This window comes from cf. Phormidesmis sp. LEGE 11477 (assembly GCF_015207105.1).
In the GTDB taxonomy this organism is placed as follows: Bacteria; Cyanobacteriota; Cyanobacteriia; order Phormidesmidales; family Phormidesmidaceae; genus Phormidesmis.
Map to the genome: position 1 here is coordinate 1 of NZ_JADEXO010000009.1, position 12,618 is coordinate 12,618.

General features: G+C 49.5%; 15 protein-coding genes. 12 read left to right on the forward strand and 3 right to left on the reverse strand.

The window, feature by feature from the left end; genetic code table 11:
• Window positions 1–338 precede the first annotated feature (338 nt).
• The gene (locus IQ256_RS04580) at window positions 339–761 is read right to left on the reverse strand and encodes a heavy metal-responsive transcriptional regulator (RefSeq protein ID WP_193854380.1); all 423 of its coding nucleotides are present in this window, start codon (window positions 759–761) and stop codon (window positions 339–341) included.
• A 131-nt stretch (window positions 762–892) separates the two neighbouring features.
• Here IQ256_RS04580 and crtB point away from each other — a divergent pair, with 131 nt between their 5' ends.
• Window positions 893–1,801 carry a cyanoexosortase B gene (crtB, locus tag IQ256_RS04585; protein ID WP_193854381.1) on the forward strand — a complete coding sequence of 303 codons (909 nt, stop codon included), beginning with the start codon at window positions 893–895 and terminating at the stop codon, window positions 1,799–1,801.
• Window positions 1,802–1,945: 144 nt separating this feature from the next.
• On the forward strand, window positions 1,946–2,464 hold the full coding sequence (locus IQ256_RS04590; protein WP_193854382.1) for a DUF411 domain-containing protein: 519 nt from the start codon (window positions 1,946–1,948) through the stop codon (window positions 2,462–2,464).
• On the opposite strand, the gene IQ256_RS04595 is transcribed toward IQ256_RS04590, so the two are convergent.
• Complete coding sequence (locus IQ256_RS04595; protein WP_193854383.1) at window positions 2,459–3,586, reverse strand: precorrin-8X methylmutase; 1,128 nt, start codon at window positions 3,584–3,586, stop codon at window positions 2,459–2,461. The genes IQ256_RS04590 and IQ256_RS04595 overlap by 6 nt on opposite strands.
• A 109-nt stretch (window positions 3,587–3,695) precedes the next feature.
• Here IQ256_RS04595 and IQ256_RS04600 point away from each other — a divergent pair, with 109 nt between their 5' ends.
• Window positions 3,696–5,654 (forward strand): heavy metal translocating P-type ATPase, encoded by a 1,959-nt coding sequence (locus tag IQ256_RS04600; RefSeq protein ID WP_193854384.1) that lies wholly within the window; start codon window positions 3,696–3,698, stop codon window positions 5,652–5,654.
• 27 nt (window positions 5,655–5,681) lie between these two features.
• Here IQ256_RS04600 and IQ256_RS04605 read toward each other — a convergent pair whose 3' ends face one another.
• A complete protein-coding gene (locus tag IQ256_RS04605) occupies window positions 5,682–6,011 on the reverse strand; it encodes a YnfA family protein (RefSeq protein WP_193854385.1) in 330 nt (109 codons plus the stop codon).
• 98 nt (window positions 6,012–6,109) lie between these two features.
• Here IQ256_RS04605 and IQ256_RS04610 point away from each other — a divergent pair, with 98 nt between their 5' ends.
• The 9 genes from IQ256_RS04610 to IQ256_RS04645 all read left to right on the forward strand — a co-directional run bounded on the left by IQ256_RS04610 (window position 6,110) and on the right by IQ256_RS04645 (window position 12,600).
• Window positions 6,110–6,424 (forward strand): metalloregulator ArsR/SmtB family transcription factor, encoded by a 315-nt coding sequence (locus IQ256_RS04610; RefSeq protein ID WP_193854386.1) that lies wholly within the window; start codon window positions 6,110–6,112, stop codon window positions 6,422–6,424.
• A 119-nt stretch (window positions 6,425–6,543) separates the two neighbouring features.
• Complete coding sequence (locus IQ256_RS04615) at window positions 6,544–6,984, forward strand: substrate-binding domain-containing protein (protein WP_228024573.1); 441 nt, start codon at window positions 6,544–6,546, stop codon at window positions 6,982–6,984.
• Complete coding sequence (locus IQ256_RS29410) at window positions 6,969–7,211, forward strand: hypothetical protein (RefSeq protein WP_228024574.1); 243 nt, start codon at window positions 6,969–6,971, stop codon at window positions 7,209–7,211. The genes IQ256_RS04615 and IQ256_RS29410 overlap by 16 nt, the downstream gene beginning before the upstream one ends.
• Before the next feature lie 24 nt (window positions 7,212–7,235).
• Complete coding sequence (locus IQ256_RS04620; RefSeq protein ID WP_193854387.1) at window positions 7,236–8,258, forward strand: ArsJ-associated glyceraldehyde-3-phosphate dehydrogenase; 1,023 nt, start codon at window positions 7,236–7,238, stop codon at window positions 8,256–8,258.
• 77 nt (window positions 8,259–8,335) lie between these two features.
• A complete protein-coding gene (arsJ, locus tag IQ256_RS04625; protein WP_193854388.1) occupies window positions 8,336–9,580 on the forward strand; it encodes an organoarsenical effux MFS transporter ArsJ in 1,245 nt (414 codons plus the stop codon).
• Window positions 9,581–9,617: 37 nt separating this feature from the next.
• Window positions 9,618–10,772, forward strand: coding sequence for an ACR3 family arsenite efflux transporter (gene arsB, locus IQ256_RS04630; protein WP_193854389.1), 1,155 nt, complete (start codon window positions 9,618–9,620; stop codon window positions 10,770–10,772).
• 8 nt (window positions 10,773–10,780) lie between these two features.
• Complete coding sequence (locus IQ256_RS04635) at window positions 10,781–11,251, forward strand: dual specificity protein phosphatase family protein (protein WP_193854390.1); 471 nt, start codon at window positions 10,781–10,783, stop codon at window positions 11,249–11,251.
• Complete coding sequence (gene arsH / locus IQ256_RS04640) at window positions 11,248–11,892, forward strand: arsenical resistance protein ArsH (RefSeq protein ID WP_193854391.1); 645 nt, start codon at window positions 11,248–11,250, stop codon at window positions 11,890–11,892. Before IQ256_RS04635 ends, arsH begins: the two co-directional genes overlap by 4 nt.
• Before the next feature lie 69 nt (window positions 11,893–11,961).
• On the forward strand, window positions 11,962–12,600 hold the full coding sequence (locus IQ256_RS04645) for a class I SAM-dependent methyltransferase (protein WP_193854392.1): 639 nt from the start codon (window positions 11,962–11,964) through the stop codon (window positions 12,598–12,600).
• Window positions 12,601–12,618: the final 18 nt, after the last annotated feature.

Consider the following 12,618-nt stretch of genomic DNA (forward strand, 5'->3'; position numbering starts at 1 on the left):
CCTGCTAATTCTGCAACTTGCCCAGTCAGCGCAAAGATACCCGCGCCAATCATGACGCCAGTTCCCATCGCAATCATACCTAGAAGGGATAAGCTACCAGATTCGTACTCACTGTTTTGTTGCTCCATATATTTTGTTGCACCTAATGTACCCCCGGCGATTTTCTATATCCAACCGGTTAGACTCACCATAAACTCTATAGCTGGCTTTAAGGTCAAGGGGTATCCAAAAAAGAGTTTCAAATACTCCTGAAATTAACCAACATAAGCGCAGGTGAATACGAAAAGTACCACGCAAATATGAAACCACTATGAAATGGAGCTTCAGGCATATAGAGTCTATGCGCCTAAAGGTAATGTCTCAATGAGCGGGCAGATATCGCCGGGTTTAGGATGAGGTTTGGAAGCTGCCCAGCTATCTCGATACTGCTCCAGCCCATCTTTAAACACGGTCATTTCCTGAATTTGAGCTTCAAGCTTTTCAATTTTCTCCTGCAAAATCGACTGTACCAATTCGCAGGGGACATCACCTTGCTGGTGGACGTTCAGTACTTCGCTAATGTCATCTAAAGAGAAGCCCAAAGACTGCGCCTTCTTAATAAACTGCACCTGCTTTATGGCTTCTGGCGAATAATAACGGTAGCCGTTATCACCCCGTTTAGACTTAAGCAAACCCAGATCCTCGTAGTAGCGCAATGCACCCACAGCGACATCCGTTTGCTTAGAAACTTCGCCAATTTTAAGGCGGGCCACAGCAACCATATTTCGATGTCCTCTCAATATATCTATCTGACCTCAGCTTAAACCTTCTATTGAGCTATAGGGTCAATGCTTATTTCATTCCCATTTCATAATCGTCTGCCAAGCTGATTGAATGAGAGATCTTTTGACTTATGCAAACTAACCTGAAGCTATTGAATCCAGTCAAACGTCATGCGACAGACATTGCGACGCTGGCTCTTCTAGCAGTGCTATACATGCCGCTCATGATCTATTGGATCGATGGCTGGTTAAATAAATCCATCAGTATCGACCACGAGTACTTTTCTTACGCCCTACTCGGATTTCCCTACGCCGCTTTAATTGCTTGGGAATTGCGTCATCGCTGGTTCGAGCTGCCCGACCGAGCCAGCTTTCTAGGACTGTCTTTAGTGGCAGCAGCAGGGATTTTTTATCTTAGTCCTGTGCAGAACCTGATGAATCTGTCGCTACCACTCATGCTCAGCGGTATTGTACTTTTGTCAAAAGGAATGGCAGGCTTTGGGCTGATGGGTTTTCCGCTTTTATTCGTCGCATTAGCGACGCCCACCGCACTACCTTATCTTATCGTCCCCTACCTGCTGCCCTTACAGCAATTCATTGCTTCGGTTGTTGGCTTCCTGCTGACGCAAATAGACATGAATGTAACGGTCGATCAAATATACGTTTTGGTTAACGATCGCCTTGTAGAAGTTGCCCCCTACTGTGCCGGATTGAAAATGATGATGACTTCCGTATATGTCGGTCTGATTCTCTTGCATCGAACGGGCAATATCCTCTCTCGCACTAAAACAATCATGCTGTTAGTCGGTGCGGCAATTCTGAGCGTTATCGGAAACATCATCCGCAACACGCTGCTTTCCTACTTTCACGGCACAGATAATACAACGATGTTTGACTGGCTTCATGAAAGCTGGGGTGGTGATGTTTTCTCGGCGCTGCTGTTATTTGGTGTGATGTTGATGATGAAAGGAATGGATCAATTTGCAGACTCGGTGAAGACTGCCTCGACTGGCGATCGCAGTATTCCCGTCACTTTTTGACAGCTTATGACAGTCTCGCCTACTGGCTTAAGTGAGTCGGCAGAGCAGCTATGAAGAAAGCTACGCTACAGTCTACGATAAGCATTTTTCCAGCACTAATTCCCACCTGTTTTTACATTTATTTTCCGCTCTTTAGAGGTATCCATGCGTCGTCAATTTTCTAAGCCCAAGGTTTTCGCTCTCGGTATAGCAGCTGCTAGTTTAGTCCTCGCGGGCTGCGCAGCCACTGTAGGTTCAGCTCCAACAGCTTCATCATCGGAAGAAGCCGTAGGCGTTGAAGCAGCTCTAGTTAGCGAAATCACTGTATTTCGGAGTCCTACTTGCGGCTGCTGCGGCAAATGGATAGAACATGCAGAGGCGGCTGGCTTCCAGGTGAAGGACGAAGTGACTGAAGATATGAGCGCTATCAAGCAGACCTACGGCGTTCCTCAAAGCTTAACGTCTTGCCACACTACAGTTGTTGGAGATTACGTCGTAGAAGGGCACATTCCGGCTGAAGATGTACAGCGACTGTTGACTGAGAAACCAGACATAGCTGGGATTGCGGTGCCGGGAATGCCGATCGGCTCTCCAGGGATGGAATCCGGTGACTACACAGAACCCTATACTGTCTTTTCGTTCACTGAGTCCGGCGAAACGGCTGCGTTTGCTGAGCACTCATAGCAATTCCGAAGAGCCATTCTGAAGATAGCAGTGACAGTCAGGCTTCTCGATAAGAGAAGCCGCTAGTCGATTGAGCGCGACTGCGGCTAAAAGTCCACCACCTGACGTACCTTCTGTTGTTAAATAGGGGATTTTTAGCTGCATTAACCGCCGTTTTGCTGCGGGGGCGTGGCTAAAGCCAATTGGAAAACCAACCACTAAGGCAGGCCGACAGCCCTGAGTTTCCACAATCTCACATAGTTTCATCAGTACAGAAGGAGAATAGCCAATCACCCAGATGTTACCATCAGCCAGATCTCTGAGCCGGTGCTGCCAGCTATCGTCCCGCCTTCTGTCGTTTTGCCAGAGTGTTCGTTCAGCATCAGCGACCGTATTGATGTGAGGATTGTCTAGTAGGGTTGCCTTTTGACAGCTCAGATGAGTCAGGCGAGTGTCATCTAATGCGGTAGCGATCGCACTCACATCACTCACAACAGTACAGCCTTTTAGCAGATTCTCTCGGGCTGCTTTGATGGCGTCGGGGCTAAATCGAACAAAGGCAGCTAGGCTCACGTCGCCACAGGCTAAAACTAAATGAGAGAGCACATCTACTTCGATTTCAGGGCGCTGTGAGAGATCGGGGAGTAGACGTTCGAGCGCTTCTTGGAAGTTCTCGGGGTGGTTGAATGTGGCGGCGTCTAACTGCTGCCAAAGACTTTCCGTTAAGGACTCAACGGTTTGAGTTTCAGCGTTTAGCCATTGGAGATGGGTTAGGGCGTTTGCTGAGGTGGATTGGCAGGTGCGATCGCGTCCAATAATGCCTTCTAACGCGCTTGCGGTTTGCCGTAGCTTAACGAGCTGTTGTAAAACAACCTGATACTGTTTTTGTAGCTGTTCATTTAGCTGTTCTTGCTGAGCTGCTGCTGGAGCCGCGAGTACTTGCTTGATATGAGAAAGCTGAAAGCCTTGCTGCTTCAGTGCCACAATTCGCTGAAGCGACTGCACGTCTGTGTTGCTGTACAGGCGATAGTTACTGCTAGATCGCGCAGGCTGCGGTAATAGTCCAATCTGGTGATAGTGCCGTACCATGCGCGGGGTGATGCCACAGCCAACCGTTTGAGTGAGTTCTTTAATGGTGATCATCCGAAACCCTGTTAGCTACTTCCTGATTCTTTCTCCCAACCCCTTGACCTTAACACTGATGTCAATGTTTACCATACGTCTGGAAACGAAGAACTCAGGGTGGATAAGAATGACTAACTTGGTTTCAAGACCTGGGCCAAAGCGGGTACAGGGGTGGATTCGAGATTATCCAGAAGCGATCGCCGCGCTGCTTTGCGCAGTACTCACGCTCTCTGGCTGGCTCGCCCTGAATGGCAACTGGTTAGGCGGCGGCATTTGGATTTTGATCGCTGCCTACGTTATCGGTGGGTATGAAAGTACTCGCGAAGGCTTGACGACGCTCTGGTGCGAGCGCGAACTAGATGTTGACCTGTTGATGATCGTAGCAGCCCTGGGCGCAGCGACTTTAGGACTGTGGCAACAAGAGTATTATTTGCTGGTAGATGGCGCAGTGCTAATCTTGATTTTTGCGATTAGCGGCGCGTTAGAAGGGATTGCGATGCATCGAACGGAGCGTAATATTCGCGGCCTGATGCAGCTTACTTCCGATACGGCTAGACGGTTGCAATCGGGGCAGGAGGAAAGCATTGCGGTGCAACAGCTTAGGGTGGGCGATCGCATTCTCATTAAACCCGGCGAACTCATTCCCGCTGATGGCATTGTGAAAGAAGGCGACAGTGCTATTAACCAAGCACCGATCACGGGAGAATCTATTCCGGTAGAAAAGACGCTAGGCGACGAGGTGTTTGCAGGCACTATCAACGGCAGTGGTGCGCTTGTTCTAGAACTACACGAGCCACCCGAAAGCAACCTAATTCAGCGGGTCATTCGGCTCGTAGAAACGGCGAAAACAACGCAGCCGCCCTCTCAGCAGTTTCTAGAACGCTTTGAGCGGAGCTATGCCAAAGTTGTTGTTATAGCGGCACTGCTGCTGGTTATTCTGCCACCTTTGTTGTTGAGCTGGGACTGGGAAACCACGATTTACCGGGCGCTGGTGTTTTTGGTAGTGGCTTCTCCCTGCGCTTTGATGGCGGCGATTATGCCTGCGCTACTCTCTGGTATTGCTCAGGGAGCGCGGCAGGGGATTCTGTTCAAAGATGGTGCTCAATTAGAGATGATTGGGAAGGTCAAGGCGATCGCCTTCGACAAAACGGGCACGCTCACAACTGGAAAACTGCAAGTCTGTGACATTATTCCGGCTGATGGCACAACCCCTGAGCTAATCCTACAGACTGCCGCTTCGCTGGAAGCCTACTCTGAACATCCCATTGCTCAGGCTATCGTCAACGCAGCGCAGCGGCAGTCTCTACCGCTGTTATCGGTGGCGAACGTTCAAGCTAAAGCTGGCTTGGGCATCACTGGCATATCTGAGAAAAAGACAATCAAGATTGGTAAACGCTCTTTCGTTGAAGCAAATCTGACTAGCTCAGCAGACAACAATCTTATGCAGACCAGTAGCTGGATAGAGTCTGAGGGTAAGACTGTTATCTGGGTTAGCCAACAGAACCAGCTCATGGGCTTGCTAGCCGTAGCCGACCAGATTCGCCCTGAATCATCTCACTTAGTGAGTGTTCTAAAGCGACTGGGTATCAAAACTACGGTGATGCTGACGGGTGATAACGCGGCCACCGCTCAAACTATCGGCCAAGCGGCGGGGGTCGATCGGGTCTATTCGGACTTATTGCCCGAAGACAAAGTAGATGTCATTCATAAACTACAGCAGCAGTACCAAACCGTGGCGATGGTGGGTGATGGCATTAACGACGCACCCGCATTAGCTCAAGCATCGGTAGGCATTGCCATGGGTGCAACTGGCTCAGATATTGCCTTAGAAACTGCCGATGTTGTACTCATGGCCGACCGGCTGGAAAAGTTAGAACAAGCCATTCAAATTGGGGGAAAGTCGCAGCGAATTATTAAGCAAAATATCGCGATCGCGCTGACCTCAGTTTCTGTTTTAATCGTGGCCAATTTCTTCGGCGATTTGACGCTTCCTGCGGGAGTGTTGGGGCACGAAGGCTCTACCTTGTTAGTCACTTTGAACGGGATGAGATTGCTTAAAAATAGTCAAGCTTTACCCAAGCCATAACATGATTCGCTACTTGCCTTGAAGCGGCTATCCCCGTGGGGCATACATCATCACCAGCACGCCTGAAGTCGCCAGCAGACAGCCCAGCCAGTCGTAGACATCGGGACGTACGCCATCGATACGCCAACCCCAAAGTAACGATAGAACAATAAAGACGCCGCCATAAGCTGCATAAGTTCGGCTGAAGTGAGTAGGCTGTAGCGTAGGAATAACACCGTAGAGAATGAGTAAGAGCCAGCCTAAGATCGCAAATGGAAACCCTCGACCTTCGCGCAGCCATAGCCAAACTAAGTAGCCACCGCCAATTTCACAGAACCCTGCGATGACAAAGTAAAGCAATGATTGAAGTAGAGCCATCTTTTCGAGCAACTTGAAACTATCTACTTGCTTACCATAAGGCCATGTTGAGATGCGGTGGAAGGCGTTATCATTTCAAGTAGACTTAGTGGATAAACATGAAGACTGCTACCCAACCTGCTATTTTACCGCTGTTCCAAGCCTTTTCTGATGGCTACCGCGTTCAGATTATTGAGCTGCTGCGCGATCGCGAACTCTGCGCCTGCGATATTGCCAAAGAACTTGGAGTCACACAGTCTAAGCTTTCTTTTCATCTTAAAACACTGCGCGAGGTTGACCTGATTCAGGGCAGACAAGAAGGGCGCTGGATTTATTACCGTCTGAACTTACAGCAGTTCATCGTGCTGGAGCAGTACATCGCAGAATTTCGCCGGTTTAGTCCGATTTGGCCTGCTCGAACTTGCCCTGACTGAAACTATCTACTAATTTCAATTGAAGTTAGATTTCTGAAAATACCGTCTTTCGTAGCCAACATTTCAACTATACTTGAACTGACTGAATCGTTAGTCGGTTTTATAGGGGGTGAAATGTCATGGTTACTCAAGTCCGAAAATGGCCTTTGTACTGGATGATTCTGGCGCTGCTGGCCGGTTGCTCGACGACGAAAACGCCTGTTTCAGAGCCGCGATCGCCTAAAGCAGTCTCGGCTGAAGTTAGTTCAATTAAAATTGATGGATTGAGTACGGTCTATCCATTGACCGATGAGATTATCAGCGAATTGAAATTTGAGAAGGGCGAGGACGCACCCGATGTCTCAGTCAAATTTTCTGGAACCGGGGGCGGTTTCAAGAAGTTTTGTGCGGGAGAAACAGATATTAATAATGCCTCTCGACCTATTTCAAAGGCTGAGATGGAAACCTGCAAGGAAAATGGCGTTGAGTATATCGAAATTCCGGTTGCTTTTGATGCCTTAACTGTCGTTGTCAATGCGGAGAGTATCAGCCGCTTACCCGACCGTTGTTTATTTACGTGAACGCTGAGGCTAGCGAGTCGAATCCGGCTCTGTTTTCGTTTGTAGAGTATTACTTGAACAACGTGCGTTTTCTGGCGGAGGTCGTCGGCTATGTGTCCTTGCCCAATGAAGCTTACAACGTAGCTTTCGAGCATTTTACTGACAAGCGGATTGGAACAGTCTTTGGTGGAGAAGCACCTACCGATCTGACGATTGAAGCGTTAGTGAAAGCAGATCGAGAATTTTAGAAGTATCAAAATATAAGGACTCAAATGGTACGAGTGGCGATTAACGGGTTTGGCCGCATTGGTCGGCTGGTTTTACGGGCGGCTTGGGGCTGGCCTGATTTAGAGTTTGTTCATATCAATGAGATCGAAGGCGGCACGGCGGCGGCGGCTCACCTGTTGAAGTTTGATTCGGTGCATGGCCGGTGGCAGCCGGAGGTAACAGCGGCAGGCGAGGAGCGCTTTTTGATTGACCAGCATCCGCTGAGCTTCAGTGCGTATAAAGCGCCCGAAGAAGTTCACTGGGAAGCGTTAGGCATTGATGTGGTGCTGGAATGCTCAGGCAAGTTTCGGACGCCGGAGCTGTTGAATGCCTACTTCAAGAAAGGCGTGAAAAAGGTTGTTGTAGCGGCACCTGTGAAGGCCTCTTCGGAGAAAGATGCGCTCAATGTGGTGATGGGCATTAACGATCATTTGTACGATCCCGCAGAGCATCACCTACTAACAGCGGCTTCTTGTACAACCAACTGCCTTGCGCCAGTCGTCAAAGTAATTCACGAAGGACTCGGCATTCGGCATGGCGCTATCACTACTATCCACGACATCACCAATACTCAAACGATTGTAGATGCACCTCACAAAGACCTGCGGCGGGCGCGGGCGAATAGTCTTTCTTTAATTCCAACAACAACAGGCTCTGCGACGGCGATCACCGGCATTTTTCCCGAACTCAAAGACAAGCTCAATGGTTTGGCGGTGCGAGTGCCCTTACTCAACGCCTCTCTAACAGACTGCGTGTTTGAAGTGAGCGAACCGACGACGGTGGAGGCGGTCAATCAATTGTTCAAGACTGCTGCACTGGGAGATCTCAGCGGTATTTTGGGCTATGAAGAGCGTCCGTTAGTCTCTATTGACTATAAGGACGATCCGCGCTCCTCAATTGTAGACGCGCTTTCAACGATGGTGGTCGATGGCACACAGGTAAAGGTGCTGGCTTGGTACGACAACGAGTGGGGATACTCCTGCCGGATGGCTGAGCTGGCGCGAAAGGTCGCGGTTTCTTTGGCTTAATACATTTGGCCTAATACAACAGATTACTTAACTGTTTAATTCAATCACTCAGCTAATTCTAAAAGATTGTAAGCACTATGGATTCTTCACCCACTTTCGACCGGGCTGGCGTTCGCAATTATGCTCTAGTCACCCTTGCCTACTGGGGCTTTACTGTGACTGACGGAGCGCTGCGAATGCTGGTGCTACTGTATTTTCACACGCTGGGCTACAGTCCCTTTGAAGTCGCGATGCTGTTTTTGTTCTATGAAATTTTTGGCATTATCACCAATCTATTTGGCGGCTGGATTGGCGCTAAATTCGGCGTCAAGCTGACGCTGTACGGCGGGATCGCGATGCAAATTTTGGCGCTGCTGCTGTTAACGCCTGTAAATGAATCTTGGTCAATCGCCCTTGCCGTTCCTTACGTTATGTTCGCGCAGGCTATCTCAGGCATTGCCAAAGACCTCACCAAAATGAGTTCTAAGAGCGCCATTCGCTTGGTGATTCCCAAAGAGGCTCAGTCCACCTTGTTCAAATGGGTGGCAATTCTGACCGGCTCTAAGAATGCGCTTAAGGGCGTTGGCTTCTTTTTGGGCGGGCTGCTGCTGTCGGTGTTCGGCTATGTGAGTGCGCTAGTAATCATGGCAGTAGGACTATCTATCGTCTTGTTGTCGAGTCGATGGTTGCCCTCGGGCATGGGGAAGCTCAAGTCGAAGGTGAAGTTTCGCCAGCTCTTTTCCAAAAGCCTGGAGATCAATATTCTCTCTGCCGCCCGATTTTTTCTATTTGGGGCCAGAGATGTTTGGTTTGTAGTGGGCCTACCCGTCTTTCTATACGGCAGCTTGAACTGGTCTTTTGAGCAGGTGGGTGGCTTTCTGGCGATTTGGGTGATTGGCTATGGTTTGGTGCAGGCGATCGCGCCCAACCTATTACGACGATTTGGCTCAGGAAAACCACCGCAAGCGAGCACTATCCGGTTTTGGACAGGGTTTTTGGTGGCGATTCCGGGGGCGATCGCCCTTGCGCTCCAATTAGGCCGACCCGCTGGACAAACTATCATCATCGGCTTGATGGTTTTTGGCATTGTATTTGCTTTTAACTCAGCCGTACATTCCTACTTAGTGCTGGCCTACACCGACGATGACAAAGTAGCGCTGAACGTGGGCTTTTACTACATGGCAAACGCAGGCGGACGGCTGGCAGGCACGGTGCTCTCTGGCCTCGTCTTTCAGTTTTATGGGCTGGTGGGCTGTCTGTGGGTATCGACCTGCTTTGTGTTATTGGCAACGTTAGTGACGTTGAAACTACCCAATCCAAAAACCGCGAGCGCAGCCGTTTGAGCATACAAAAAAAACTAGAGAAGGGAAGCCCTCAACCATGACTCATCACTCTACTCGCTCGTCTAGCAAACCCGTTCAAGCAGGCGGAAAGCTAAATCTCTTTGAGCGCTACTTAACGCTATGGGTTGTTTTATGCATCCTGACTGGCATTGTGCTGGGGCGCACCTTTCCGGGTATAGCAGAGACCCTAGATGCCATGAGTGTCTATCAGGTATCGGTGCCGATTGCCATCTGTTTGTTTTTTATGATGTATCCCATCATGGTGAAGATTGATTTCTCGCAGGCAAAGCAGGCCATGAAAACACCAAAGCCCGTTCTCCTGACGCTGGCCGTCAACTGGCTGATTAAACCCTTTACGATGGTGGCCTTTACCCAGTTTTTCTTAGGTTGGCTATTCCGCCCACTCATTGTCGGCTCTGAGGTGATTAGAGGTGTGGAGGTGGCCATCGCAGATTCCTATATTGCAGGCACTATTCTGCTAGGCATCGCACCCTGTACTGCAATGGTGTTGATGTGGGGCTATTTGTCCTACAGCAACCAGGGGCACACGCTGGTGATGGTGGCGGTTAACTCTTTGGCGATGCTCTTTCTCTATGCACCGCTGGGAGGATGGTTACTGGCCTCGAATAATTTGATTGTACCTTGGGAAACTATCGTGCTCTCTGTGCTGATTTATGTGGGCTTACCGCTACTAGCAGGGGCGGTGTCTCGTACCTGGATTGTGAGAAATAAGGGCAGGGCTTGGTTCGAGACTGTGTTCTTGAAGTATCTCAGTCCGGTCGCTGTTTTCGCATTGCTCCTGACGCTGGTTCTGTTGTTTGCCTTTAAAGGTGAACTGATTGTCAGCAACCCGCTGCACATTTTGTTGATTGCGGTGCCGCTGTTCATCCAGACAAACTTTATTTTTCTAATCACTTATGTTGCGGCGCAAAAGCTGGGCATGACCTATGAAGATTCGGCTCCAGCAGCTTTGATTGGGGCAAGTAATCATTTTGAGGTGGCGATCGCCACCGCTGTCATGCTATTCGGCCTCAACTCTGGCGCGGCGCTAGCAACCGTCGTCGGCGTGCTAATCGAAGTCCCCATTATGCTAATGCTCGTAGAACTCTGTAAGAAAACGGCTTCCTGGTTCCCTCGCGAGCCTGAAAAAGCAACCCTGCTTGATCCGCGTTGTATTCATCCTCTCAGGTAGCAAGCACCATGCCAGAACAACTATCATTACCGCCTATTTCAGAAAGCCTGTGGTGGGCAATACCCAACTGTCTCGCAGGCGTTCGCAAACCCACAGAAAAAGATTTGCCCGTTTTGCGATCGCTCCAGGTTGGAGCCATTGTCTCTGTACTAAGCGACGACGCTAACTTAGAACTCTATAAACGCTACAAGTACCCTCATCTTTGGATACCGATTGCTGGCGGCACTGCGCCGAGTTTATCTCAGCTACAGCAGTTAAAAACCTTTGTTGATTCCCAGAACGATTGCGGCAATGCTGTTGCCGTCCACTGTTCTAACGGGCTACGTCGCACGGGCACCGTGCTTACAGCTCTATTAATAAAGCAAGGGGCCGACTACGACAGCGCGATGGCAGCTATTCAAGCCACAAATCCAGCCGTTGAGCTAAGAGAAGCTCAAATTTCTTTCCTAAAAAACCTTTCTTCAACTTCTTCAATATGAGCTTCGATCATCCTCCTCGGATTTTATTCCTCTACGGCTCGCTAAGAGAGCGTTCTTATAGCCGCCTTCTGGCAGAAGAAGCCGCTCGCATCATTCAAGGATTCGGCGCAGAAGTAAGGGTATTCGATCCCCGAGGATTGCCGCTACATGGCGCAGAACCCGATACTCATCCGAAAGTTCAAGAGCTACGAGAGTTGTCTCTCTGGTCAGAAGGGCAGGTGTGGTCAAGCCCTGAACTTCATGGCAACGTGTCTGGCTTAATGAAAACCCAGATCGACTGGATTCCTCTAACGATGGGCGCGGTTCGACCGACTCAGGGGCGAACCCTAGCAGTTATGCAGGTTTCTGGCGGATCACAGTCTTTTAATACTGTTAATACGCTGCGAATTTTGGGGCGGTGGATGCGGATGTTTACGATTCCCAATCAGTCATCAGTGGCAAAAGCCTATCAGGAATTCAATGACGATGGCACGATGAAGGAGTCGGCCTATCGAGATCGCGTTATCGACGTGATGGAAGAACTCTACCGCTTCACCTTATTACTGCGAGAAAACGTAGACGAACTGACAGATCGCTATAGCGAACGCAAGACAGCGGCTGTTAAGCAGCTTGAAAAAACGGCAAAGCAGACACTAACCTGATCGCTTCAAAACCGTACTATTTACTTTATCTTCTCTTAGATTAAAGATGTTCCGAGAGGTATCTGTCTTATGAGTTCAGTCGAGTCGAGAGTAAAAGATCAGTACAACGCGCAGGCACAAAGCTACGACCACCGCTGGAACCGATACATCAACAAGACGCTAACTTTCTTACTGGGGTGGGCGGAGATCCCGGTATCGGCACACATACTAGATGTAGCCTGTGGCACGGGCGAGTTGGAACGCTTACTGTTAACTGACAACTTAAAGCAGTCTATTTCTGGCATTGATATCTCTGAACAGATGCTAGCTGAGGCCCGACAGAAGCTCAAAGGCTTTCCGAACGTCACCTTTAAAAGAGGCACGGCTTCTCAGCTACCATTTCCCGATCGGTCTTTTGATATTGTAGTGTCTGCTAGCTCATTCCACTATTTTCCCGAGCCTAAGAAGGCGCTAGCTGAAGTGAATCGGGTGTTGAAGCCAAACGGACAAGTCATCATCTTAGACTGGTGCAAAGACTTTCTCCTTTGCCGACTGTGCGATTGGTTCCTAAAACGGTTCGATCCGGCTCATCAACAGTGCTACACCGAAGCCGAGTTTCATGCGCTTCTAGAAAATTCAGGGCTGCGAGTTCAGCGATCACAGAGAATGCGTTTCGATATCATTTGGGGGCTGATGATTGCTGCTGCATCTCCGAAGGTTGATCAGTGAAGCCATGCCTTATCTCTC

Bases quoted from the DNA above. Each gene is read 5' to 3' on its own strand.
- IQ256_RS04605 (WP_193854385.1), bottom strand. From the start codon at position 6,011: ATGGCTCTACTTCAATCATTGCTTTACTTTGTCATCGCAGGGTTCTGT.
- arsB (WP_193854389.1), top strand. From the start codon at position 9,618: ATGACTCATCACTCTACTCGCTCGTCTAGCAAACCCGTTCAAGCAGGC.
- arsH (WP_193854391.1), top strand. From the start codon at position 11,248: ATGAGCTTCGATCATCCTCCTCGGATTTTATTCCTCTACGGCTCGCTA.
- IQ256_RS04580 (WP_193854380.1), bottom strand. From the start codon at position 761: ATGGTTGCTGTGGCCCGCCTTAAAATTGGCGAAGTTTCTAAGCAAACG.
- IQ256_RS04645 (WP_193854392.1), top strand. From the start codon at position 11,962: ATGAGTTCAGTCGAGTCGAGAGTAAAAGATCAGTACAACGCGCAGGCA.
- IQ256_RS04600 (WP_193854384.1), top strand. From the start codon at position 3,696: ATGACTAACTTGGTTTCAAGACCTGGGCCAAAGCGGGTACAGGGGTGG.
- IQ256_RS04595 (WP_193854383.1), bottom strand. From the start codon at position 3,586: ATGATCACCATTAAAGAACTCACTCAAACGGTTGGCTGTGGCATCACC.
- IQ256_RS04615 (WP_228024573.1), top strand. From the start codon at position 6,544: ATGGTTACTCAAGTCCGAAAATGGCCTTTGTACTGGATGATTCTGGCG.
- IQ256_RS04620 (WP_193854387.1), top strand. From the start codon at position 7,236: ATGGTACGAGTGGCGATTAACGGGTTTGGCCGCATTGGTCGGCTGGTT.
- IQ256_RS04610 (WP_193854386.1), top strand. From the start codon at position 6,110: ATGAAGACTGCTACCCAACCTGCTATTTTACCGCTGTTCCAAGCCTTT.
- arsJ (WP_193854388.1), top strand. From the start codon at position 8,336: ATGGATTCTTCACCCACTTTCGACCGGGCTGGCGTTCGCAATTATGCT.
- IQ256_RS04635 (WP_193854390.1), top strand. From the start codon at position 10,781: ATGCCAGAACAACTATCATTACCGCCTATTTCAGAAAGCCTGTGGTGG.
- crtB (WP_193854381.1), top strand. From the start codon at position 893: ATGCAAACTAACCTGAAGCTATTGAATCCAGTCAAACGTCATGCGACA.
- IQ256_RS04590 (WP_193854382.1), top strand. From the start codon at position 1,946: ATGCGTCGTCAATTTTCTAAGCCCAAGGTTTTCGCTCTCGGTATAGCA.